Genomic DNA, 23,152 nt, shown 5'->3' with positions numbered 1-23,152 from the left:
GGTTGCAGCAGAGGTCTAGTATGAGCCGCACTCACGTCAGTCAGGAGGTAAACCATGTCGGCCACCAAGAAGCCTGTAAACACTCCGTTGCACTTGCTCCAACAACTGTCGGGCAGCTTGCTCGAGCATCTGGAAAATGCCTGCTCCCAAGCCCTGGCTGATGCTGAAAAATTGCTCGCCAAGCTGGAAAAACAACGCGGCAAGGCGCAGGAAAAACTGCACAAGTCGCGCACCAAGCTGCAAGACGCAGCAACTGCCGGCAAGGCCAAGGCACAAGCCAAGGCCAAGGACGCCATGAAAGAACTCGAGGACCTGCTCGATGCCCTGAAGGATCGTCAGTCCGAAACCCGCGCCTACATCCTGCAACTCAAGCGTGACGCCCAGGAAAGCCTGAAGCTGGCCCAAGGTGTTGGCCGCGTCCAGGAAGCCGCAGGCAAGGCGCTGTCTCTTCGCGCGGCCAAACCTGCCGTTGTATCGGCCAAGAAGCCGGCGGCTAAACCTGTCGCGGCAAAAACCGCAACCAAGGTGGCGGCCAAGCCAGCCACTAAACCTGTCGTGAAAAAACCGGTCGCTGCCAGCACAGTGAAACCTGTTGCGAAAAAGCCAGCCGCCAAAGCTGCCGCCAAGCCTGTCGTAAAAGCTGCAGCCAAACCTGTCGCCGCCAAGCCTGTCGCAAAAGTGGTCGCCAAGCCTGCCGCTAAAACCGCCGCTGCCAAGCCCGCTGCAACGAAAGCCACCGCTGCCAAACCGGCTGTCAAAGCGGCCGCCAAACCCGCTGCCAAGCCAGCGGCGACCAAGGCCGCTGCTGCAAAACCTGCCGCTGCCAAGCCTGCTGCGAAATCGCCAGCCAAACCCGCTGCTGCCAAGGCGCCTGCCAAAGTTGCGGCTAAGCCTGCCGCTAAACCGGCTGCGGCCAAACCAGCCACCACCGCTGCGGCCAAGCCTGCGGCGACCAAGCCGGCCGCTGCCAAACCTGCAGCCAAGCCCGCTGCGAAGCCAGCCGTGAAAAAGCCCGCCGCTGCCAAGCCCGCCGCTGCAAAACCGGCTACTGCTCCGGTTGCCAAGCCTGCCGCGCCAGCCCCAACGGCGACCCCGGCGCCAACGACCGGCACACCCGCACCGGCGCTGAACCCGAGCGTAGCCACTGCCCCGAGCACCACTCCAACCCGCGCTTCCTAAGCGCCGGAGACCGCGACGCGCAGCTGCTGCAGCGCGTCGCGGTTGGCTGGGTCGACAAGCTTTCGCAACCATTGCGCTGAATCCGCAGCTTGTCCCGTCGGCCAGTCCTCGGAGGTTGCCTCCAGCCGCTCAAGCAATAGCCGTTCGGCTTCCAGTTCCAGTTTCTTGATCTGTTCTCGCAATCCCCCCAGCCTCGAATCCTGAAGCGCGGTTTTTTTCCATTGGGTGCGCAATGCCCGCAATGGCTGCACGACGCTGGAGTCCCAGGGGCCGGCCAGATGTTGAAGCTGCTGGAGCTTTTGCTCATCACAGCTCACACCGCGTTGCTCCAACCACAACCCACAGAGCACCAGGCAGACATTCTCGCCATCTGCTTGCAAGGCCAGGCACGCGGATTCCACGCCAGGCTTGGCATAGAGGTTGATTGAAAAGCTCCACAGATCAGAGGGCATCGTGCTACTCGCGCCAGTTGCGAGCGAAGCTGGTAGACTCCGCCGCCATTATGATTCGACTTCAGAACCTGACTTTACAGCGTGGCCCGCAACGTCTGCTAGAAGACGCCGAGCTGACCCTGCACGCCGGCCACAAAGCTGGCCTCATCGGTGCCAACGGCGCCGGCAAATCGAGCCTGTTCGCCTTGTTGCGCGGCGAGTTGCACCCGGATTCCGGCGACTGCTTCCTGCCCGCCGACTGGCGCATCGCCCACATGCGCCAGGAGGTCGATACCCTCGAACGCCTGGCGGTGGATTACGTGCTCGATGGCGACCTGCGCCTGCGCCAGGTGCAAAGTGACCTGGCGGCGGCCGAAGCGGCCCACGACGGTGCCGCACAGGCCCGCCTGCATTCGGAACTCGACAGTGCCGATGGCTACACCGCCGACGCCCGCGCCCGGAAACTGCTCGCCGGCCTGGGCTTCACCAATGAACAGATGGACCGTCAGGTCGGTGATTTTTCCGGCGGATGGCGGATGCGCCTGAACCTGGCGCAGGCCCTCATGTGCCCGTCGGACCTGTTGTTGCTCGACGAACCGACCAACCACTTGGACCTCGACGCGATCATCTGGCTCGAAGACTGGCTCAAGAGTTATCCCGGCACGCTGCTGCTGATCTCCCACGATCGGGATTTCCTCGATGCCGTGGTGGATCACGTCGCCCATGTCGACCAGCGCAAGCTCACCTTGTACCGCGGCGGCTACAGCGCCTTCGAGCGTGCCCGGGCCGAACGCCTGGCGCAGCAACAGCAAGCCTACGAGAAGCAGCAGGCCCAGCGGGCGCACATGGAAAGCTACATCGCCCGCTTCAAGGCCCAGGCCACCAAGGCTCGCCAGGCGCAGAGCCGGATCAAGGCGCTGGAGCGGATGGAAGAGCTGTCGGCGGCCCACGTCGATTCGCCATTCGATTTTGTTTTCCGCGAGTCGTCGAAGATTTCCAGCCCACTGATCGACTTGTCCGATGCGCGACTGGGCTATGGCGATAAAGCCGTGTTGGAAAAGGTCAAGCTGCAACTGACCCCAGGCGCGCGGATCGGTCTGTTGGGGCCTAACGGTGCTGGTAAGTCGACCCTGATCAAAAACCTGTCCGGTGAGCTCGAGCCTTTGGCCGGGCGCCTGACGCGGGGTGAAAACACTGTCGTTGGCTACTTCGCCCAGCATCAGTTGGACTCCCTCGATGCCAAGGCCAGCCCACTGCTGCACTTGCAGCGCCTGGCGCCAACCGAGCGCGAGCAGACACTCAGGGATTTCCTCGGCGGTTTCGATTTTCGTGGGGCGCGCATCGACGAACCGGTGTTGAATTTCTCCGGTGGCGAGAAGGCGCGTCTGGCGCTGGCGTTGATTGCCTGGGGACGGCCGAACCTGCTGCTGCTCGACGAACCGACCAACCATCTGGACCTGGAGATGCGCCTGGCCCTGACCATGGCCTTGCAGGAGTTCAGTGGCGCGGTGCTGGTCGTCTCCCACGACCGGCACTTGCTCAAGAGCACGACGGACAATTTCTATCTGGTCGCGGACGGCAAGGTCGAAGAGTTCGATGGTGATCTGGAAGACTATGCGCGCTGGCTGGTGGATTATCGCCAACGCAACGCACCGGTGAGCAGCACGCCGGTAAACCCGGACAAGACCGACAAGAAAGCACAGCGCCAGGCCGCTGCGGCGCTGCGTCAGCAACTGGCGCCGCACAAGCGCGAGGCCGACAAGCTAGAAGCCGAGCTGGGCAAGCTGCATGAAAAGCTGCAGAAAATCGAAACCAGCCTCGGTGACAGTGGTCTCTACGAGGCAGCACGCAAGGATGAGCTGCGTGATCTGCTGGCCGAACAGGCCAAGCTGAAGGTTCGGGAAGCGGAACTTGAGGAGGCGTGGATGCAAGCCCTGGAGTTGCTGGAAAACCTGCAAGCGGAGCTGGAGGCGTTGTCCTGATGGAAGCGTTGTCCTTGCCCATACCTGTCATGTGGATCGAGCCGATCTGGCTCGGTGTGCAAATCCTGCTGATCCTGTTGGTGGGTTATGTTGCCCAGCGTTTCGTCGCGCGTTTCCTCACGGGGCTCGGCGAGCGCTATCCATTGCCGACCCAACTGGTGATCATCCTGCGTGGCGTGCTGCGCTGGTTGATCATGGGCAGTGCCGTGCTGGTGGCGCTGGAGCGCCTGGGCGTCTCGGCCACGGTGCTGTGGACCGCACTGTCGGGCTTCGTTGCCGTTGCGGCGGTCGCGTTCTTCGCCATCTGGAGCGTGTTGTCGAACCTGCTGTGCGCCATTCTGATCTACACCGTCGGACCGTTCCGTCTCGGCGACGTGGTCGAGCTGGTGGAAGCGACCGACAAGCCTGGCATCAAGGGGCGGGTGGTGGCGATCAATCTGCTCTACACCACATTGATCGAGCCCGAGGAACTCGGCACCGGCAGCTCCATGGTGCAGGTGCCCAACAGCCTGTTCTTCCAACGGTCGGTGCGGCGCTGGCGCGGCAGCGAGGCGTTCCCGGTTGGCGGTTTCGTCGAATAGCCTTATTTGCCGGCGCATGAAGAAAACAGTGGTTATCCGCCCGGCGGCGCATTAGCTTATTCGTTTCGACGGGTCCGAGCCGAGGTGTGCAATGTTGCTAGAAACGTGGCTGGCGTTTTTTGCCGCTTGTTGGGTTATCAGTCTCTCACCGGGCGCCGGTGCCATTGCCTCGATGTCCAGTGGTCTTCAGTACGGCTTCTGGCGTGGCTACTGGAATGCCTTGGGCCTGCAATTGGGCCTGGCACTGCAAATCGCGATCGTCGCGGCAGGCGTCGGCGCAATCCTTACCGCATCGTCCACCGCGTTCTACGCCATCAAATGGTTCGGCGTGGCCTATCTGGTCTACCTGGGCGTCAAGCAATGGCGGGCGATTCCCGGCGACCTCAGCGACGACGCGGCCGTTCGGCCAATCGGCAAGCCCCTGGCATTGGTATTTCGCGGTTTCCTGGTGAACATCAGCAACCCCAAGGCCCTGGTGTTCATGCTCGCAGTGCTGCCGCAGTTCATCGATCCTCATGCGCCCCTGGTCCAGCAATACCTGATTCTCGGCGTGACCATGGTTTGTGTCGATCTGATTGTCATGGCCGGGTATACCGGACTGGCGTCCAAGGTACTGCGCTTGTTGCGTACCCCTAAGCAGCAACGGCGGATGAACCGGACCTTTGCCGGATTGTTCATTGGTGCGGCGGGGTTGCTGGCGACGATCCGCAAGGCTGCGGTGTAGGCCCAGGGGAGAAGAAGAGCTTTCGGGGCGAGGGAGCAGGCTCCCTCGCCACAAAAAGCACCCCCACCGATGTTGATCAGCGCAGGATCACTGGCGCCGTGTCCCTCGGCAGGCTGTTGCGCTGCACAGGTTCGCCGGCTTGTTCATTGACCGGCCCGCCGAGCTGTTCGCTCAACTGGCGCGCCACATCTTCCCCCAGCGCCTTGGACACTTCACGTACGACCCGTGGCCGATTGAGGCTGATGCGCACGTCCCGGTGGTTCAGCAGCTTGGTGTCCTGGCCTTCGCCCATGGCGGTGAAGGCCGAGGTGATTTCGAAGGTCTTGGTATTGATCAAGCTGAAATCCGCCACCAACGTCAGGGCAAGCACCGCCGAGTAGCTATCGGCAGTGCCCAGCTCATTGATGTCGCGGGTGAAGTCGATGTCCGACACGGTGCCGAACAGCACGTAGTCGGCGCCCTTGAAATTCCCCGCCTTGATGCGCTTGATCACGTCGTACACGTCGCCCTTGGACGAGGCCGTATAAGGTGTGCCTTGCACCAGCTGGAACATTCCGCTGCGCAGGATTTCGCCCTTGATATCGCCGGTGAACTTGCGCAGCTCACCCTGCTCGATGTAACTGCTGGTGGCCTCCATTTCGTCGTAGCTCGACGAAGCGCTGGCACTGTACGGGCTCGCCTGGAAGTTGCTCTGGGCCGAAACGGTGTGGATGTATTCCTCGACGCGCTCTTGATACGCCAGGTCCGTCACCGCGACTCTTGGGGCCGCTTGCGCAGTGAATGCGCAAGCCAGGGCCATCATGCCGATCCATGTGCGCATGGCTTAACGCTCCGTGGTCTTGCGGATTTCTTTTTCGTCCATCCACTCGGCCAAGCCACTTTCGACGTCGATCAGTTGCAGGCTGAATTTGTAGAACACGTCCTTGTAGTCTTCGCTGCGCTTGACGATCGAGCTGATGGAGCCCTCGATGCGATATTTGGCGGCGATCATGTTGCCGGTCTTGGCCACGGTGCTCTTTTTGTACAAGCCGCTCTGGTTCTGCAACTTCAGTTGGTCGACCTGGCTGTCCATGGCGTTGTTGTCGCTGGCGAAGCGCGCCGCGCCGGTCTTCATCAGTTGGGTCTTGATGCTGGTGGTGATTTCCCGCGTATCGATGTACTCGCTGGTCTTGTTCTTTACGTCATAGACCTGGACCACCGGACGGCCCTGCAGTACGCCGGACTGCGCGAGGGAGCGGGTCATGGATTCGGCGATCATTTGCAGGTCGGTGGAGCCGAATTCGTTGGTGACGGTTTCCACGGCCTTGGTATCGCCATAGCTGATGTTCTTGTTGCCCAGCACCGGCGAGTTGTTGGCGCAGCCGCTGACGAGCAGGGCGGCGAGGGCTAGGGAGGAAATGCGTAGGAACATGTGTGGGCTCTCGAAAACTGAATAAAAGGTCTGTGGCGAGGGGATTTATCCCCGTTCGAGCGCGCAGCGCTCGTTTAAAATTGGGGCTGCTGCGCAGCCCAGCGGGGATAAATCCCCTCGCCACATGAAATGTGCATCTATCTCAAGGGGTATTGATTTCCAAGCGGAAATCCACAGCCTTGGGTGTCGGTGCGATGGCCGGCAGGAAGCGGGTCTGTTCGCCGTACAGCGTCAGGCTTTTCCAGCTTTCCTCCTCCGCAATGGGGAAGCCTTCCGGCCCCAGCCAGGCGAAGCGGTAGTACATGTTCTTGTTGTTGAAACTGGTATTGCTCAGCTGCACGTTGACGGTCATGTAGCCGTTTTCCCGGGCGACGCGCATGGCGCCGACCACGATGTTCTTGGTCTTGCCCATCGCCACGACCTTGCTGGCGGCGCTGCCCGGCTCCGGTGGCGGTGGGGTGGCGCAACCGGCCAGCAAGGCCAGCGCGCCAACGGCGATCAGTTTAAAACGCATGTGAACAAGACTCCGTTCTTAAGGTTGCTTGAGTGCGATGGCGGTGGGATTGGCGCTCGGGATGACCTGGGCCGCCAGGCCGCCGGCGAAAACCTGGTTGCCCACCGCCCGCAGGCTGATGACCTGGTATCGCTGATCGACCTTGACCTTGACGACCGAGCCGCCTACCGCGCTTGGCAAGGTGACCTGGTGCTCGCCTTTCTTCAGGCGCAGGCGCACCACCTGGGTGTAGTCAGGCAGGGTGCGCCAGGTCCGGGTGTCCGCGCCTTCAAGCACGGCCGAGGTAATGCCCACGGCCAGGCCGGCCAGGGGATTGGTTTCGTTGATCTGCTTTTGCGCCACGCCACGAGTCACCGCGCGCACGGTGGTGCGCAGGATGATCCCCGGCATGTCATCACGTAGCGCCCTGCGCGACATGGCCGTGGTGCTGTTGAGCTGGGTCAGGTCCAGTTGCCGACCGTCGACGCCGATCTGGGCGAACGTGGCGGTGGAGGTGTCCGGCTTGATCAGCGGGAACGACAGCGGTGTGATGACCACGTTGCCGCTGATGGGCAGGGGCAGCGGGATACGGATCGAATCCCGGGACGGCGCCAGACCGCTCTGCACCACGATCAGGATGTCGCTGTCGTCGTCCTTGGCGGCAGGCTTGTCGAGGTTGAGCAGTGCCTGTTCCAGCAGCGGGGTGTTGGGCCGCAGTTCGGCGGCTTTGCGGTAACCCGGCGCGGCCAGGTCTTTTTCACCCAGCGCCTCGTAGACGAAGCCCGCCAGGTAATGGCTGAACGCGCTCTGGTAGCTGTTCTTCAGGCTGACCACTTCCGGCGCGTCCAGGCTGGCGACCGGGTAACCCTTGAGGTCCTTGTACTCGGTCTTGACCCCTTGTTTCTCGGCATCTTCCTCGCGCTTGAGGTATTCCTTGTCCCGCAGGTCGGCGATCACCGCCTCGCGCTCGTGGGTCTTCTTGATCTGCAACCGAGCGCCGTCGAAGTCATTCACGGCCAGCAGGTTCAGGGCCATCTGCGTGGTGAGCATGACTTTTTCATAGTCATAGCCCTCGTAGCGCCGAACCTTGTCGTTGACCAGGAAGCTGCCGAACTGCGCGAGGTACTTGGCGGTGTCGAGCTTGACCGCGTCTTCCCACTGGCCGACCTGTTGATCGGCATTGGTCCAAGCCGTCTGGCTGCCGGACAAGTCGCCCTTGGCGCGCAGCAGCTCACCCTTTTCGAAGAAATAGAGCAGGTCTTTGTCCTGGCTGCTGTTGTTCTTTTCGAGCAGGGTCAATGCGGCGTCGACGTTGCCAGAGGCCAACTGTTGATTGGTCTGGGCCAGCTCGCTGTCGTAGTTGCGAAAGGCCGAACAGCCGGACAGCAGAGTGGTCGCGCAGAGGGCGACCGAGAAATAGGCACGGGTTGCCATGAACACTTCTTCCCTGAATATCAGCCTGTTGTGCGGGTCGGGCTGGGGCGATCCACGAACGGGGCGTTGGCGCCGTCAGTTCCTCATGACCAGAGGAGCTCTTATGCCTTCAACAAATAAGAGGGCGGCGCATTATAAACAGGAGGTTTGATGCGGTAGTGGCTTTTTAATCTCTAAATGATGTTTTTGTGATGTCACATGCAAAGGATGAAGATCCGATGAAAATGTGCCGCGGAAACACATCGGTGCTTGAGCCAAGCGCATTGGAAGTGAACAATGTGTTACTTCTTATTTCCAATCGAGAGTCATTCATGGCTGCCCCGTTTCGTTTCCTTGCCTGGCTAGCGCTGCCGTTGCTGGCGTTATGCAGCGCCGATCTGCTGGCTGACACTGCCGAAGGCGCCCCCCAGGCCCTGCATTTGTTGGATTACATCGGGGCGGATTACCCGGCGACTGTCGAGGCGGGAAAGGTCATCGACGACTCTGAATATCGCGAGCAACTGGAGTTCACCCAGGTACTGGAAGGCCTTATCGCTGCGCTGCCGACCAAGCCGGAGAAGGCTGAATTGACCCAGGGTATCGGTACTCTGCGCGGTGCGATCACCGAGCGCCGGGATGGCAACGACGTCGCCCGGCTGGCACGGCAACTGGGTGCGAGGCTGGCGGTGGCGTATGAAGTCACCCAAGCGCCGATCATTACTCCGGACCCGGCACGCGGCGCGCCGTTGTATGCCCAGAATTGCTCGGTTTGCCATGGAGACACCGGTGCCGGCGATGGCCCGGCCGGCGTCGGCCTGGAGCCGCCGCCCTCGAACCTGCGTGACGGCCAGCGCCTGGATCGGCTGAGCCTCTATGCGATCTACAACACCTTGGGCATGGGCGTCGAAGGCACGGACATGCCGGCCTTCGCCGATCAGCTCGACGATCGCCAACGCTGGGACCTGGCGACCTACATTGCCAGCTTCAGCGCCGACCCGGCTGCGGCCAAAAGCGAGCTGACCTACAACCTAGCCGACCTTGCCCGCCAGACCCCGGCCGAAGTCCTCGCTGCCCAAGGGCCCGCGGCAGCGGCGACGTTCCGCGCCCAACGTGCCCAGCCGCCGCAAGTACAGCGCGGCCCGGCCCAGTTGCTCGACTACACCGCCACGACGTTGGATAAAAGCATCGCGGCGTATCGTGCTGGCGATCATGACCAGGCCTACGACCTGTCCGTCGCGGCTTATCTGGAAGGCTTCGAGCTGGTGGAGAGCTCCCTCGATAACGTCGACGCCACGGTGCGCAAAGACACCGAAAAGGCCTTGATGGCTTTCCGTCAGTCCTTGCAGGACGGCTTGCCAGTGGACCAGGCCCAGCAGCGCCTGGACACGGCCAAGGCCAAGTTGAAGGAGTCCGCCGGCCTGTTGGGTGGCGATGGCTTGAGCTGGTCGTTGAGCTACATTTCCGGCTTGCTGATTCTGCTGCGCGAAGGCCTGGAAGCGATCCTGGTGCTGGCGGCGATCCTGGCGTTCTTGCGCAACACCGGCCAACAGTCGGCGGTTCGCAGCGTCAACATCGGTTGGGGATTGGCATTGCTTGCCGGCCTCGCGACGTGGGGGTTGGCGGCGTATGTGATCGATGTCAGCGGCGCCCAGCGTGAATTGCTTGAAGGCGCCACGGCACTGTTCGCCAGCGTGATGGTGTTGTGGCTGGGTGTCTGGATGCACGATCGGCGCCACGCCGCGGCCTGGCAGGACTACATCAAGAGCAGCCTGGTGGGCGGCGGTGGCCGGTTCGGATTCGCGATCCTGGCGTTTTTCTCGGTTTATCGCGAGTTGTTCGAAGTGATCCTGTTCTACGAGACCTTGTGGCTGCAAGCGGGTCCCGCCGGCCATGACGCCGTGTTGGCCGGCGGCGCGACGGCGTTGGTGTTGCTCGTCGGGTTGGCCTGGGTGATCTTGCGTGGTTCGGCCAAACTGCCGTTGGCGTTGTTCTTCAGCATCAATGCCGCGTTGCTCTGTGCGCTGTCGGTAGTGTTCGCCGGCCACGGCGTGAAAGCGTTGCAAGAGGCCGGGATCTTTGGCACGCGGCCGGTGGCGTTCTTCGAGTTCGACTGGCTGGGCATCCATGCCGATGCTTATTCGCTGGCGGCCCAAGTGGTGGCGATTACCGCGATTGTTGTGCTGTACGGGCGCAGTTGGGTGGCAGAGAAACGTCGGGTCCAGGTTTCCTGAACGGCGGCATTCGCTGCGCTCATAATCGCGAGCAAGCTCGCTCCCACAGGATGTAGGCTGCCCCTGTGGAAGCGAGCTTGTTCGCGATGCTTTTTAGATAGAGGAAACCACGCGATGCGCGTATGGATCGATGCAGACGCCTGCCCCAAGGCCGCGAAGGAACTGGTGGTCAAGTTCGCCTTGAAGCGCCAGTTCGAAGTGGTGCTGGTTGCGGGGCAACCGCAAATCAAGCCGGGCCTTGCCTTGGTCAAGCTGATCGTGGTCCCAAGCGGTCCTGATGCGGCGGATGACTACCTGGTGGAGCACGCTGTCCCGGGCGAGTTGGTCATTTGCTCCGACGTGCCGCTGGCGGACCGTCTCGTCAAGAAGGGCGTCGCCGCCCTGGACCCCCGGGGCAAGGAATTCGACGCGCAGAACATGGGCGATCGCCTGGCGGTGCGCAACCTGTTCACCGACTTGCGCGAGCAAGGCCATATGGGCGGCGGCCCGGCCGCTTACAGCGAGCGGGACAAGCAAGGGTTTGCCAATGCGCTGGATCGGATATTGACGCGGTTGGCTCGCTTGTCCTGATCTTGTCCGGACCTTGTGTGGGAGCAATCTCGCTCCCACAGTTTTGAACATTCTGTCAGTCGTCGTTCTCGTGCGTCAGTTCCAACACCCGGTCCACTAGCTTGTTGATGCCCGAAGCCGCTTCGCTGATGTTCTTGGCCAGCATGTAGGCGGGTGTGCTAACCAGTTTACGCGCCGTGTCCTCGACGATATCGGTGACCAGGCACTCTTCATGATTCCCGCCCATCTTGGTCACGGCCGCGGCGGTGTCGGCATCTGTGCCGATGGTGCAATTCACGCCCGGGCCGTAGATTTTCGCCGCCAGGGCGGGGGAGATGCACATCAGCCCCACCGGTTTCCCAGCCTCGGCAAAGGCTTCGGTCAACGCCAGGACTTCGGGCTGGACAGTGCAGCCGGCACCCTCCACCGCGAAGTTGGACAGGTTTTTCGCCGAGCCGAAGCCGCCGGGCACGATCAGCGCGTCAAAGTCCTCGGCCTTGGCTTCGCGCAGGTCCTTCACGTCGCCTCGGGCAATGCGCGCCGATTCCACCAGCACGTTGCGGCTTTCGGGCATTTCCTCGCCAGTCAGATGGTTGATGACATGCAGTTGGGCAATGTTCGGGGCGAAACATTGGACCTGCGCACCGCGCTGGTCGAGACGCAGCAAGGTGATCACGCTTTCGTGGATCTCTGCGCCGTCATACACGCCACAGCCGGAAAGGATCACTGCAACTTTTTTGCTCATGGGCTTTTCTCCAGATTCATGGCGTTAAATGTCTACTAATTTGTCACTCGTTGCCATAGGGGTATCGGGCAGCTACACCTAACCTGCCGACTATCTTCCCTGCCTTGGCTGCCCGGGTCGCATCATGAATTTCATTCTTTATGCCGTGCCGTTTTTCTTCGTGCTGATTGCCGTCGAGTTGCTGGCTGATCGCTGGCGTGGCGTGAGCCACTATCGCCTGGCGGACGCCATCAACAGCCTGAGTACCGGCGTGCTGTCGACCACTACCGGGCTGCTGACCAAGGGCGTCGGCCTGGTCACCTATGCCGTTGCCTTGGAACACCTGGCGATCTTCCAGCTGCCGGCCGGCCAGGCCTGGGCATGGGTGGTTGCTTTTGTGTGCTATGACTTCTGTTATTACTGGCTGCACCGCATGGGCCATGAGCGCAACATCCTCTGGGCCGCCCATTCGGCGCATCACCAGAGCGAGGACTACAACCTCTCCACCGCGTTGCGCCAGACCAGCACCGGCTTCTTGCTGAGCTGGATTTTCTACCTGCCGCTGGCGGTCCTGGGTGTGCCGCTGCTGGTGTTCGTCAGCGTCGCGGCGCTGAACCTGCTGTACCAATTCTGGGTGCACACCCAGCACATTCCAAAGCTCGGCTGGCTGGAATGGTGCTTCGTCACGCCGTCCAATCATCGTGCCCACCATGCGCAGAACCCTCTCTACATGGATCGCAACTACGGCGGGGTGTTCATTATTTGGGACCGTCTGTTTGGCACTTTCCAGGAAGAGGACGAGAACGAGCCGGTGGTTTTTGGCGTGACTACGCCGCTGGCCAGTTGGAATCCGCTGTGGGCGAATCTGCAGTTCTATGGGCAGCTTTGGGCCGATGCCCGCCGGGCCGAGCGCTGGCGGGACAAGCTGCGGATCTGGTTCATGCCCACCGGTTGGCGCCCGGCTGACGTGGCAGCCAGTTATCCGCTGAACAAGCCAGACCTGAGTCAGTTCCGCAAATTCGAAGTGCCGTTGGATGGACGACAGCAGTGGTATGTCGCACTGCAGTTCTGTGTCTATATCGCCCTGGGCAGCTACCTGATGAACCTTGAAGACAGCCTGTCGGCCGCCGCCCTGGTATTGGGCTGGGGGGTTATTGCGTTGGGGTTGTTTGGCTTGGGCGTGGCCCTGGAGAATCGCCCGTGGGCGCTGAAGATGGAGTTGTTGCGGCTGGCAGCTAACGTACCGTTGGTATGGCTGGCACCGTTGGCCGGGTTGTGGCCGGCCAGCCCGATGGCTTGGGTCGGGCTGCTGAGCTACAGCCTGATCAGTGGCATCGGGCTTTACTGCTGTCGCACCCGGCTCACTCGCCTGGCGTAGATTCGCTGGCCCTGGCTTGTTCCTGTCGCTCGGCCTCGAGGGTCTTCCTGGCCAGCCGCGCATTCTTGATGCGACGGCGCAGCCACAGGCCCAAACCCAGCACCAGCAGGGCGCCGAGGACCCACAATTCGTATTTCTTGATACTGCCCAGCATGCCTTCGAGCACCGCGCCAAAGTGATACGCGGCGGCGGCCAGCGCCGTGGCCCAGATCGCCGCGCCGATGCCGTTGAGCAACAGGTAGCGGCCCGGCGGATAGCCTGACAAGCCGATGGCCACCGGCATTACGGTGCGCAGGCCGTAGACGAAACGAAAGCTCAGGACCCAGATGTCCGGATGCCGGCGAATGTGCTCCAGTGCCCGGTCACCCATCAACTGCCAGCGCGGTTTGCGTGCCAGGAGTTTGCGACCGTGCTTGCGCCCGAGGAAATACCACAGCTGATCGCCGGCGTAGCTGCCGCAAAATGCCACGACGACCACCAGGTTGATGTCCATGTAGCCTCGGAACGCCAGGAACCCTGCGAGCACGAGGATAGTTTCGCCTTCGAAGAACGTGCCGATGAACAGGGCCAGGTAGCCGAAGTCGTGCAGAAATTGTTGGAGCATTGTCTGGGTGCTGGCGAAATGAACGCGCAGCCTAACCCTTCAGGCACATTCAGGAAAGTATCGAAATGTGTCTCGACGTGAACATTTCCTACAGAAGACAATGACTGCGACTACCAGTCGCGCTTTAGCACAACTGTCATGTGTTCGTCATAATGGCCGCTTATAACTGTCACGCTCGCCCGTCTGCGGGCTCAGGAGTCTGCCGTGAGCTTTACCCCCGCCAATCGTCTGTTTCCCGCCACCCGCCTGCGCCGCAACCGCCGGGATGAGTTCTCTCGTCGGCTAGTACGCGAAAATCTGCTGACCGTCGACGACCTGATCCTGCCGGTGTTCGTTTTGGACGGTGAGAATCGCCGTGAAGCGGTGGCCTCGATGCCGGGCGTTGAGCGCCTGACCATCGACCTGCTGCTGGAAGCAGCGGCCGAGTGGGTCGAACTGGGGATTCCGGCGTTGGCGCTGTTTCCGGTCACGCCTGCGGGCCTCAAGTCCCTGGACGCCGCCGAAGCCTGGAACCCCGAAGGCATAGCCCAGCGCGCGACCCGTGCCCTTCGTGCACGTTTCCCGGAGCTGGGGGTGATCACCGATGTGGCGCTGGACCCGTTCACCACTCACGGGCAGGACGGCATTCTCGACGAAGAAGGCTATGTGCAGAACGACATCACCGTCGATGCGCTGGTCAGGCAAGCGCTGTCCCACGCCGAGGCCGGTGCGCAGGTGGTGGCGCCATCGGACATGATGGACGGTCGGATCCAGGCGATCCGCGAAGCCTTGGAGGTGGCCGGGCACGTCAACGTGCGCATCATGGCTTACTCGGCCAAATACGCCAGCGCCTACTACGGTCCGTTCCGCGACGCGGTCGGCTCGGCCCTGAACCTGGGCAAGGCCAACAAGGCCTCTTATCAGATGGACCCGGCCAATACCCATGAAGCCTTGCACGAAGTGGCTGCCGACTTGTCAGAAGGGGCAGACATGGTCATGGTCAAGCCGGGGATGCCTTACCTCGACATTCTTTGTCGGGTAAAGGATGAATTCAAAGTGCCGACCTTTGTGTATCAGGTCAGCGGCGAGTATGCGATGCACATGGCAGCGATCCAGAACGGCTGGCTGAGCGAAGGGGTGATTCTGGAGTCCCTGACCGCTTTCAAGCGCGCGGGTGCTGATGGCATCCTGACGTACTTTGCCGTGCGTGCCGCCCAATTGTTACGAGAGCAGAAATAGCCTCCCAGGAACTTGCGATGAATACCGAAGGACTCACAGAAGTTGCCGTAAAAGACGCTCAGCCCGTGGCCGAGCCAGTCGCCGAAACGCCAGCGGAGCTGGAGCCAGCCCCTGCGGCCGCGCCCGAGCCGGCGCCGGCACCGGCGATTGCGATCCCCAACCTGGATGACAGCAGCCTGTACATCCATCGCGAGCTGTCGCAACTGCAGTTCAACATCCGCGTACTGGAGCAGGCGCTCGACGAGTCCTATCCACTGTTGGAGCGGCTGAAGTTCCTGCTGATCTTTTCCAGCAACCTGGATGAGTTCTTCGAGATTCGCGTCGCCGGCCTGAAGAAGCAGATCACCTTCGCCCGCGAGCAGGCCGGTGCCGATGGCCTGCAACCGCACCAGGCCCTGGCGCGCATCAGCGAACTGGTACACGGTCACGTTGACCGTCAGTACGCGATCCTCAACGACATCCTGTTGCCGGAGCTGGAAAAGCACCAGGTGCGCTTCATTCGTCGCCGCTACTGGACCACCAAGCTCAAGACCTGGGTCCGCCGTTACTTCCGTGACGAAATCGCCCCGATCATCACCCCGATCGGTCTTGACCCGACGCACCCGTTCCCGCTGTTGGTGAACAAGAGCCTGAACTTTATCGTCGAGCTGGAAGGCATCGATGCGTTCGGTCGTGATTCCGGCCTGGCGATCATTCCCGCGCCACGCCTGCTGCCGCGGATCATCCGGGTGCCGGAAGACGTCGGCGGCCCAGGCGACAACTATGTGTTCCTGTCGTCGATGATCCACGCCCACGCCGATGACCTTTTCCAGGGCATGAAAGTGAAGGGCTGCTATCAGTTCCGCCTGACGCGTAACGCCGACCTGTCGGTGGACACCGAGGACGTCGAAGACCTGGCCCGCGCCTTGCGCGGCGAGCTGTTCTCCCGTCGCTACGGCGATGCGGTGCGCCTGGAGGTGGCCGACACCTGCCCGAAACACCTGTCCGACTATCTGCTCAAGCAGTTCAACCTGCACGAGACCGAGTTGTACCAGGTCAATGGCCCGGTCAACCTGACGCGTCTGTTCAGCATCACCGGCCTGGATAGCCATCCGGAGCTGCAATACTCGCCGTTTACGCCGCAAATTCCGAAACTGCTGCAAAACAGCGAAAACATTTTCAGTGTCGTCAGCAAGCAGGACATCTTGCTGCTGCACCCCTTCGAGTCGTTCACCCCGGTGGTCGATTTGCTGCGCCAGGCCGCCAAGGACCCTCACGTGCTAGCGGTGCGCCAGACGCTGTACCGCAGTGGTGCCAACTCGGAAATCGTCGATGCACTGGTGGACGCGGCGCGAAACGGCAAGGAAGTCACGGCGGTGATCGAATTGCGCGCACGCTTCGATGAAGAATCCAACTTGCAGCTGGCCAGCCGTCTGCAAGCGGCCGGTGCGGTGGTGATCTACGGCGTGGTGGGCTTCAAGACCCACGCCAAGATGATGCTCATCCTGCGGCGTGAGGCCGGCGAGATCGTGCGCTACGCCCACTTGGGCACCGGTAACTACCACGCGGCCAACGCCCGTCTGTATACCGACTACAGCTTGCTGACGTCCGATGACGCCCTGTGTGAAGACGTCGGCAAATTGTTCAGCCAGTTGATCGGCATGGGTAAGACGTTGCGCATGAAGAAACTGCTGCATGCGCCGTTCACCCTGAAAAAAGGCATGCTCGACATGATTGCCCGGGAAACCCAGTTCGCTTTGGACGGCAAGCCCGCGCACATCATCGCCAAGTTCAACTCGTTGACCGATCCGAAGATCATCCGTGCGTTGTACAAGGCCAGCCAGTCGGGCGTGCGCATCGACCTGGTGGTGCGCGGCATGTGCTGCTTGCGACCGGGCATTCCGGGTGTGTCCCACAACATCCACGTGCGCTCGATCATCGGGCGTTTCCTGGAGCACACGCGGGTGTTCTATTTCCTCAATGGCGGCGAGGAGCAGATGTTCCTTTCGAGTGCCGACTGGATGGAGCGCAACCTCGACAAGCGTGTCGAGACTTGCTTCCCGGTGGAGGGCAAGAAGCTGATCCTGCGGGTCAAGAAGGAGCTGGAAAGCTACCTCACCGACAACACCCACAGCTGGAGCCTGCAGTCGGATGGTCGCTACATCCGCAACACGCCGACCGGCAACCAGAACCCGCGCAGCGCCCAGGCCACCTTGCTGGAGCGCTTGGGCAGCCCGGTGTTCCCGGTAAGTTAAAGCCTGGGTGATCGCTTCTCTTGTGGCGAGGGGATACATCCCCTCGCCACAAGAGATTGCAGCTGGGCCACAAGGGACTTCAGCAAGCAATCAGTGGATGTTCAGCAAAATCCCCACCCGTGTCAGCCATTCGGCTTCCTGGGCAAAGTCAGCCTGGGTCAGTTGGTTCTCTTCCAGCCAGCCTTCGGGAAACATCACTTCCAGTTGATCGCCGTCGGCATGCAGGGCCACCTGGGGCATCTGCTGGGTGCCGCGGATGTGGTGGAACAGGATCGCGAAGCGTAGCAGCACGCACAGGCGAATCAGCTTGATGCCGTCGTCGCCGAACTCGGCGAATTTATCTTTCGGAATATTGCGGCGATGACCGCGTACCAATAACGCGAGCATTTGCTGGTCTTCGCGGGAGAAACCCGCCAGGTCCGAATGCTCGATGAGGTAGGCGCCGTGCTTGTGGTAATGGTAGTGGGCGATGTCCAGGCCCACCTCGTGCACCTTGGCGGCCCAACCGAGCAGTTCGCGCCAGACGCCGTCGTTCAGGTCCCAATCGTCGGCCACCTGGTCGAAGGCATGCAGCGCCTTGCGCTCGACCCGCGTCGCTTGTTCCTGATCGACATGGTATCGCTCCATGAGCGAGCCCAGGGTACGCTCGCGCACGTCTTCGTGATGATGACGCCCGAGCAAGTCATAGAGCACGCCTTCGCGCAGGGCGCCTTCGCAATGGTCCATGCGCTGCAGTTCGAGGGCATCGAAGATGGCTTCGAGAATTGCCAGGCCCGCCGGGAAAATCGCTCGTCGGTCGGGCTTGATGCCTTCGAAATCGATCTTGTCCGAATCGCCGAGCTTGAACACCTTGCGCTTGAGCCACGCCAGGCCCTCGGCATTGACTTCGCCGCTGCCATGGCCGCCGGCCTTGAGCGCCAGGCCGATGGCGCGGATGGTCCCCGAGGAGCCGATGGCTTCGTCCCAGGTCAACCGGTGCAGGGCATGTTCGATGCTCATGATTTCCAGGCGCGCCGCCGTATACGCTTGGGCATAGCGGGCCGGGGTGATCTTGCCGTCGCGGAAATAACGCTGGGTGTAGCTCACGCAACCCATCTGCAGGCTTTCGCGCAGCAGCGGCTCGAAGCGCTGGCCAATGATGAATTCGGTACTGCCGCCGCCGATGTCCGCCACCAGGCGTTTACCAGGGGTGTCGGCCAGGGTGTGGGAGACGCCGAGGTAGATCAGGCGGGCCTCTTCACGGCCGGAGATGACTTCCACCGGATGGCCGAGGATCGCTTCGGCGCGGTGGATGAACTCGCCACGGTTGCGCGCCTCGCGCAGGGCGTTGGTGCCCACGATCCGCACCGCGCCCAGGGGCATGCCGTTGATCAGTTGGGCGAAACGCTTGAGGCAATCGAGCCCGCGCTGGATGGACTCCTCGCTCAACTGGCGCTCTTCGTCGATCCCGGCGGCCAGCTGGACCTTCTCGCCGAGCCGCTCAAGAATGCGGATTTCCCCGTTCTGGGCCTTGGCGACGACCATATGGAAGCTGTTGGAGCCCAGGTCAATGGCGGCGATCAGGGACAGATTCTTGGCTTGGGATGGCGGCATGGTCAGAAAGTCTCGGTCGATAACCTTGCCATCCTGCCACGATCGATCGCTTACGCCAACGCACCTGAACCAAACCCTTGAGTTAGAGCAATCTGCAACGCTCCCTCGCCCCAGGATATTCCTTGGTTGTGGAGATCACGCAGGCTCCACCGTGCCGATAAAATTCGCCAGCTCCGCTGTCTGCGGATCGGCGAACAGCACCTTGGGATCGCCCACCTCATGGACTTTGCCCTGGTGCATGAACACCAGCTTGTCGCCCACTTCCCGAGCGAAGCGCATTTCATGTGTGACCATGATCAGTGTCATGCCTTCCTTGGCCAGTTGCCGCACCACGCTGAGCACTTCGTTGACCAGCTCCGGGTCCAGCGCCGAGGTGATTTCATCGCACAGCAACACTTTCGGCGACATCGCCAAGGCGCGGGCAATCGCCACCCGTTGCTGTTGACCACCGGACAGACGGTCAGGGAAGGCGTCGAATTTTTCGCCAAGCCCAACCCGTTCCAACATCTGCCGCGCCAGCTGGGCCGCCTTGGCCTTGGGGACTTTCTGTACCACCTGCGGCGCGAGCATCACGTTCTCGCCCACCGTCAGGTGTGGGAACAGGTTGAACTGCTGGAACACCATCCCGACTTTCTGCCGCAGGCTGCGCAGGTCGGCGCGGGCGGCATCGAGGTATTCGCCATCGACTTCGATCACGCCATCGTTGATCGACTCCAGGCCGTTGAGGGTGCGCAGCAAGGTGGATTTGCCCGAGCCGCTGCGGCCGATGATCGCCACCACCTGGCCTTCCTCCACGCTCAGGTCGATGCCTTTGAGCACATGATGATCGCCGTAGTATTTATGCAGGGCGGAAATTCTAAGCAGAGGCATGCAGTCTCCTTTCCAGGTAGCGCGCACTGAGGGACAAGGGGTAGCAGAGCAGGAAATAACCGAGGGCGACCAGGCCATACACCATGAACGGCTCGAACGTGGCGTTGGCGAGCATGCCGCCGGTCTTGGTCAGTTCGGTAAAGCCGATGATCGACGTGACAGCCGTGCCCTTGACCACCTGCACGGAGAAGCCCACCGTCGGGGCCACGGCAATGCGCAAGGCCTGGGGCAGGATCACGTAGCGCAATTGCTCCAGGGGGTTGAGGGCCAGGCTCGCCGAGGCTTCCCACTGGCCGTTGGCAATCGAATCGACACAACCGCGCCAGATCTCCGCGAGGTAGGCGCTGGTGAACAGCGTCAGGGCAATCGCCGCTGCCATCCACGGGGAAATCTCCACCCCGGCCAGGGCCACGCCGAAGAACACCAGGAACAGTTGCATCAGCAGCGGCGTGCCTTGGAACAGCTCGATGTAGGTGCGGGCAATGTTGCGAGGCAGGGCGCTTTTGGAAATGCGCAAGACCATCACCAACAAGCCGATGACACCGCCGCCGATAAACGCCACCAGCGACAGCGCCAGGGTCCATTGCAGGCCGGTGAGCAGGTTGCGCACCACGTCCCAGAAAGTGAAATCGCTCATTGGCTGCTCCTGGCAATGTAACGGCGCCCGATCCAATTCAGGAACTGGCGGATCAACAGCGCCATGCACAGATAGATCAGCGTCGTCAGTGCGTAGGTTTCAAAGGCGCGGAAGTTGCGCGATTGGATGAAGTTGGCAGCGAAGCTCAGCTCTTCGGTGGCGATCTGCGAACAGACCGCCGAGCCGAGCATCACGATAATGATCTGGCTGCTCAAGGCCGGCCAGACCTTGCCCAGTGCCGGTAGCAGCACCACGTGACGGAAGGCCTCGAAGCGGCTCATCGCCAGGGCTGCGGCGGCTTCCAGTTGCCCCCGTGGGATCGCCTGGATGCCGGCGCGGATGATCTCGGTGGAGTACGCGCCGAGGTTGATCACCATCGCCAGCACCGCCGCCTGCCACTCGGAAATCTGCAGGCCCAGGGACGGCAAGCCGAAGAAGATGAAAAACAACTGCACCAGGAACGGCGTGTTGCGGATCAACTCCACGTACACGCCAAAAATCGGGGCGAACGGACGGATATTCCAAGCCCGCACCACAGCCCCGACGATGCCCAGGCCAACCCCGAGCAACGCTCCGATGGCTGTCAGTTCCAAGGTGAACAGGGCACCGCGCAACAGCAGCTCGGTGTTTTGCACCACCGGCAGGAAATCGAACTGATAAGCCATGCTCAGCCTCTCAAGCGACGGTCAGAGATCGGCCGGCAGCGGCTGCTTGAGCCAGGTCTGGGAGTTCTTTTCCAGGCTGCCATCGGTCTTGGCGGTGGCAAGGATCTGGTTGACCTTTTCCAGCAATGCCGGCTCGTTCTTGTTAACACCGACGTACACCGGCGAGTCCTTGAGTTTCACTTTCAATGCCGGGACGCGCTTGGGGCTGCGTTCGCTGATGGCGACCATCACCACGTTGCCACTGGCGATCAGGTCCACCTGGCCGGCCAGGTAAGCGGCAATCGTCGAATTGTTGTCTTCGAAACGCTTGATGGTGGTGCCTTCGGGGGCGACCTTGGTCAGCTCGATGTCTTCGATGGCGCCACGGGTGACGCTGATGGTCTTGCCCTTGAGGTCGTCCAGGGTGTTGATGGCAGCATCAGGCGGACCGAACACCGCCAGGTAGAACGGCGCGTAGGCGCTGGAAAAGTCGATGACCTTCTCACGCTCCGGATTCTTGCCCAGGCTGGAAATCACCAGGTCGACCTTGCCGGTGGTCAGGAAAGGGATGCGGTTGGTGCTATTGACCGGGGTCAGTTCCAGCTTGACCTTGAGCTGGTCGGCCAGCAGCTTCGCCGTGTCGATATCCAGGCCGCGCGGCTTCATATCCGGGCCGACCGAGCCGAACGGCGGGAAATCCTGGGGCACGGCGACCTTGAGCGTGCCGCGCTTGACCACATCCTCCAGGCCATCGGCGTGGGCGGGCAATTGGCAAAGCATCAAACTGGCAAACAGGGCAGTGAGCAGGACGCTGCAACGCTGGATCATGGGTGAATCTCCGCGGTCGATGGTGAGGTTTCTGCGATTGGGCAGAGCACAGGGCATGCCAAACTCCTGATGGATCCGTCAAAGCCACGGTTTTGCAGGCGCCGTTCGGTCTGACTGGTCTGAACAGTTGTGCAGCGTTTCGCACCTTTATCGAGCGTCGGCATTGCGCCCCGAACCCTGCTGGGGCACGACTTGCCGGGCGCGGCGAATAGCTTTACAACTAGCCGCTCATTTGTCCGGTTTGTCTGGAAAATCATGAATTCCATCGCTCGTGCCGTTCCTGAGGTGGCGCTGCAAGCCATCCGCAAACTGATCGCCGACGAAGGCTTCGGCCCGGGCGATGCACTGCCCTCGCAACGGGACCTGGCCTTGCAACTGGGGGTGAGTCGGGCGTCCCTGCGCGAAGCCCTTTCATCGTTGAGCGCCCTGGGAATGATCAGCGTACAACCGGGTCGGGGCGTTTTTGTGCAGGCTCCAGCGCAAGTCGCACGTCACGACTCGACACCGGGTTGGCCTTTCGCCGCCCAGGCCTCGCCTGTGGATATCTTTCAGCTGCGCTATGCCCTCGAAGGTTTCGCCGCCGGATTGGCAGCCGTGACGTTGAGCGCCGATGAGCTCGATGCGCTGGAGGACAACGTCGAGGCCATGCGCCGGGAATTGAAGGCCGGGGATTTCGACGCTGCGGCACAACTGGATTTCGAATTTCACCGGCGCATCCTGCTGGCCAGCGGCAACCAGGCGATGCTGAGCATCCTTACCGCCAGCGCCGAGATCTTCCTGGAGAGCCAGAAACTACCGTTCATCAGGGCGGAGCGCGCAATGGAAACCTGGCAGGAACACCGCAAGATTCTTCGCGCCCTGGCCCGTCGTGCATCGGTTTCGGCGCAAAAAACCATGCAGGAACATGTACGTAATGCTGCGTTGCGCACGGGTATTTCGTTTATTGCTCCGACCGCTTCGTGACCCGAGCCATACGCAAACCCGTTGGCGGCCATAGCGAGACTCAATCAACTGCGGCTTCCTGAACCCGGGAAGGGTCGCTATGATGGGCCACGTTTTTTTGCTGATTACCCCGGAGATTTCCATGAGCAGCGATCTGATCAAACACGTTAGCGACGCTAGCTTCGAAGCTGACGTACTCAAGGCCGAAGGCGCGGTACTGGTCGACTATTGGGCTGAGTGGTGCGGTCCATGCAAAATGATCGCTCCGGTCCTGGACGAGATTGCCGAGACCTACAAGGGCAAGCTGACCGTTGCCAAGCTGAACATCGACGAAAACCAGGAAACCCCGGCCAAGCACGGCGTGCGCGGTATCCCGACGCTGATGCTGTTCAAGAACGGCAACGTCGAAGCCACCAAGGTCGGCGCGCTGTCGAAATCGCAACTGGCGGCATTCCTCGACGCCAACATCTAAGCGTCGAATGTCCT

23 protein-coding genes are annotated in these 23,152 nt (G+C 61.5%); 11 read left to right on the top strand and 12 right to left on the bottom strand.

Annotation, left to right across the window (positions count from 1 at the left end):
- The first annotated feature begins 54 nt into the window (after window positions 1-54).
- Window positions 55-1,179, top strand: a complete 1,125-nt coding sequence (locus J3P79_RS26110; RefSeq protein ID WP_434606843.1) for an AlgP family protein — start codon at window positions 55-57, stop codon at window positions 1,177-1,179.
- Here the strand turns inward: J3P79_RS26110 and J3P79_RS26105 are convergent.
- Window positions 1,176-1,631, bottom strand: a complete 456-nt coding sequence (locus J3P79_RS26105; protein WP_434606840.1) for a TIGR02444 family protein — start codon at window positions 1,629-1,631, stop codon at window positions 1,176-1,178. The two genes, J3P79_RS26110 and J3P79_RS26105, sit on opposite strands and share 4 nt — an antisense overlap.
- 50 nt (window positions 1,632-1,681) lie before the next feature.
- Here J3P79_RS26105 and J3P79_RS26100 point away from each other — a divergent pair, with 50 nt between their 5' ends.
- From J3P79_RS26100 to rhtB, 3 genes are all read left to right on the top strand, one after another.
- A complete protein-coding gene (locus J3P79_RS26100; protein WP_434606837.1) occupies window positions 1,682-3,592 on the top strand; it encodes an ATP-binding cassette domain-containing protein in 1,911 nt (636 codons plus the stop codon).
- Window positions 3,592-4,173 (top strand): mechanosensitive ion channel family protein, encoded by a 582-nt coding sequence (locus tag J3P79_RS26095; RefSeq protein ID WP_039590218.1) that lies wholly within the window; start codon window positions 3,592-3,594, stop codon window positions 4,171-4,173. The genes J3P79_RS26100 and J3P79_RS26095 overlap by 1 nt, the downstream gene beginning before the upstream one ends.
- A 91-nt stretch (window positions 4,174-4,264) precedes the next feature.
- The gene (gene rhtB, locus J3P79_RS26090) at window positions 4,265-4,897 is read left to right on the top strand and encodes a homoserine/homoserine lactone efflux protein (protein ID WP_434606834.1); all 633 of its coding nucleotides are present in this window, start codon (window positions 4,265-4,267) and stop codon (window positions 4,895-4,897) included.
- A 76-nt stretch (window positions 4,898-4,973) separates the two neighbouring features.
- On the opposite strand, the gene J3P79_RS26085 is transcribed toward rhtB, so the two are convergent.
- From J3P79_RS26085 to J3P79_RS26070, 4 genes are all read right to left on the bottom strand, one after another.
- Window positions 4,974-5,717, bottom strand: coding sequence for a penicillin-binding protein activator LpoB (locus tag J3P79_RS26085; RefSeq protein WP_434606831.1), 744 nt, complete (start codon window positions 5,715-5,717; stop codon window positions 4,974-4,976).
- Window positions 5,718-5,720: 3 nt separating this feature from the next.
- A complete protein-coding gene (gene lpoB, locus J3P79_RS26080; protein ID WP_030138155.1) occupies window positions 5,721-6,308 on the bottom strand; it encodes a penicillin-binding protein activator LpoB in 588 nt (195 codons plus the stop codon).
- Window positions 6,309-6,450: 142 nt separating this feature from the next.
- Window positions 6,451-6,822: a DUF1425 domain-containing protein gene (locus tag J3P79_RS26075; protein ID WP_434606828.1), complete on the bottom strand. Its 372-nt coding sequence runs from the start codon at window positions 6,820-6,822 to the stop codon at window positions 6,451-6,453.
- Between the two features lie 18 nt (window positions 6,823-6,840).
- Window positions 6,841-8,235, bottom strand: a complete 1,395-nt coding sequence (locus J3P79_RS26070; protein ID WP_045157270.1) for a COG3014 family protein — start codon at window positions 8,233-8,235, stop codon at window positions 6,841-6,843.
- A 311-nt stretch (window positions 8,236-8,546) separates the two neighbouring features.
- On the opposite strand from J3P79_RS26070, the gene J3P79_RS26065 reads away from it, so the two are divergent.
- Both J3P79_RS26065 and J3P79_RS26060 read left to right on the top strand, forming a co-directional pair.
- Window positions 8,547-10,445, top strand: a complete 1,899-nt coding sequence (locus J3P79_RS26065) for an FTR1 family protein (protein WP_434606824.1) — start codon at window positions 8,547-8,549, stop codon at window positions 10,443-10,445.
- Between the two features lie 114 nt (window positions 10,446-10,559).
- Window positions 10,560-11,015 carry a YaiI/YqxD family protein gene (locus J3P79_RS26060; protein ID WP_030138151.1) on the top strand — a complete coding sequence of 152 codons (456 nt, stop codon included), beginning with the start codon at window positions 10,560-10,562 and terminating at the stop codon, window positions 11,013-11,015.
- A gap of 55 nt (window positions 11,016-11,070) precedes the next feature.
- Here the strand turns inward: J3P79_RS26060 and elbB are convergent, their stop codons facing one another.
- Window positions 11,071-11,739 (bottom strand): isoprenoid biosynthesis glyoxalase ElbB, encoded by a 669-nt coding sequence (gene elbB / locus J3P79_RS26055; protein ID WP_434606822.1) that lies wholly within the window; start codon window positions 11,737-11,739, stop codon window positions 11,071-11,073.
- Window positions 11,740-11,863: 124 nt separating this feature from the next.
- On the opposite strand from elbB, the gene J3P79_RS26050 reads away from it, so the two are divergent.
- On the top strand, window positions 11,864-13,096 hold the full coding sequence (locus J3P79_RS26050; protein WP_434606820.1) for a sterol desaturase family protein: 1,233 nt from the start codon (window positions 11,864-11,866) through the stop codon (window positions 13,094-13,096).
- On the opposite strand, the gene J3P79_RS26045 is transcribed toward J3P79_RS26050, so the two are convergent.
- Entirely contained in the window at window positions 13,080-13,700 is a 621-nt protein-coding gene (locus J3P79_RS26045; protein ID WP_039590236.1) for a DedA family protein, read from the bottom strand. The two genes, J3P79_RS26050 and J3P79_RS26045, sit on opposite strands and share 17 nt — an antisense overlap.
- A gap of 204 nt (window positions 13,701-13,904) precedes the next feature.
- Here J3P79_RS26045 and hemB point away from each other — a divergent pair, with 204 nt between their 5' ends.
- Both hemB and ppk1 read left to right on the top strand, forming a co-directional pair.
- Window positions 13,905-14,918, top strand: a complete 1,014-nt coding sequence (gene hemB, locus J3P79_RS26040; protein WP_434606817.1) for a porphobilinogen synthase — start codon at window positions 13,905-13,907, stop codon at window positions 14,916-14,918.
- A gap of 17 nt (window positions 14,919-14,935) precedes the next feature.
- The gene (ppk1, locus tag J3P79_RS26035; RefSeq protein WP_434606814.1) at window positions 14,936-17,152 is read left to right on the top strand and encodes a polyphosphate kinase 1; all 2,217 of its coding nucleotides are present in this window, start codon (window positions 14,936-14,938) and stop codon (window positions 17,150-17,152) included.
- Between the two features lie 90 nt (window positions 17,153-17,242).
- Here ppk1 and ppx read toward each other — a convergent pair whose 3' ends face one another.
- From ppx to J3P79_RS26010, 5 genes are all read right to left on the bottom strand, one after another.
- Window positions 17,243-18,745, bottom strand: a complete 1,503-nt coding sequence (gene ppx / locus J3P79_RS26030) for an exopolyphosphatase (protein ID WP_434606811.1) — start codon at window positions 18,743-18,745, stop codon at window positions 17,243-17,245.
- Window positions 18,746-18,880: 135 nt separating this feature from the next.
- Window positions 18,881-19,615, bottom strand: a complete 735-nt coding sequence (locus J3P79_RS26025; RefSeq protein ID WP_434606808.1) for an amino acid ABC transporter ATP-binding protein — start codon at window positions 19,613-19,615, stop codon at window positions 18,881-18,883.
- A complete protein-coding gene (locus J3P79_RS26020; RefSeq protein ID WP_434606805.1) occupies window positions 19,602-20,252 on the bottom strand; it encodes an amino acid ABC transporter permease in 651 nt (216 codons plus the stop codon). Before J3P79_RS26020 ends, J3P79_RS26025 begins: the two co-directional genes overlap by 14 nt.
- Window positions 20,249-20,917 carry an amino acid ABC transporter permease gene (locus J3P79_RS26015; protein WP_039590246.1) on the bottom strand — a complete coding sequence of 223 codons (669 nt, stop codon included), beginning with the start codon at window positions 20,915-20,917 and terminating at the stop codon, window positions 20,249-20,251. The genes J3P79_RS26020 and J3P79_RS26015 overlap by 4 nt, the downstream gene beginning before the upstream one ends.
- 21 nt (window positions 20,918-20,938) lie before the next feature.
- Entirely contained in the window at window positions 20,939-21,724 is a 786-nt protein-coding gene (locus J3P79_RS26010; protein WP_434611617.1) for a transporter substrate-binding domain-containing protein, read from the bottom strand.
- 255 nt (window positions 21,725-21,979) lie between these two features.
- Here J3P79_RS26010 and J3P79_RS26005 point away from each other — a divergent pair, with 255 nt between their 5' ends.
- Window positions 21,980-22,687, top strand: a complete 708-nt coding sequence (locus J3P79_RS26005; RefSeq protein ID WP_434606801.1) for a FadR/GntR family transcriptional regulator — start codon at window positions 21,980-21,982, stop codon at window positions 22,685-22,687.
- Between the two features lie 121 nt (window positions 22,688-22,808).
- The gene (gene trxA, locus J3P79_RS26000; protein ID WP_003206727.1) at window positions 22,809-23,138 is read left to right on the top strand and encodes a thioredoxin TrxA; all 330 of its coding nucleotides are present in this window, start codon (window positions 22,809-22,811) and stop codon (window positions 23,136-23,138) included.
- The last annotated feature ends 14 nt before the right edge of the window (window positions 23,139-23,152 follow it).

Origin of the sequence: Pseudomonas sp. R1-7 (assembly GCF_051132105.1) — a bacterium.
Taxonomy (GTDB): Bacteria; Pseudomonadota; Gammaproteobacteria; order Pseudomonadales; family Pseudomonadaceae; genus Aquipseudomonas.
This window is presented reverse-complemented; position numbering and strand designations above follow the sequence as displayed.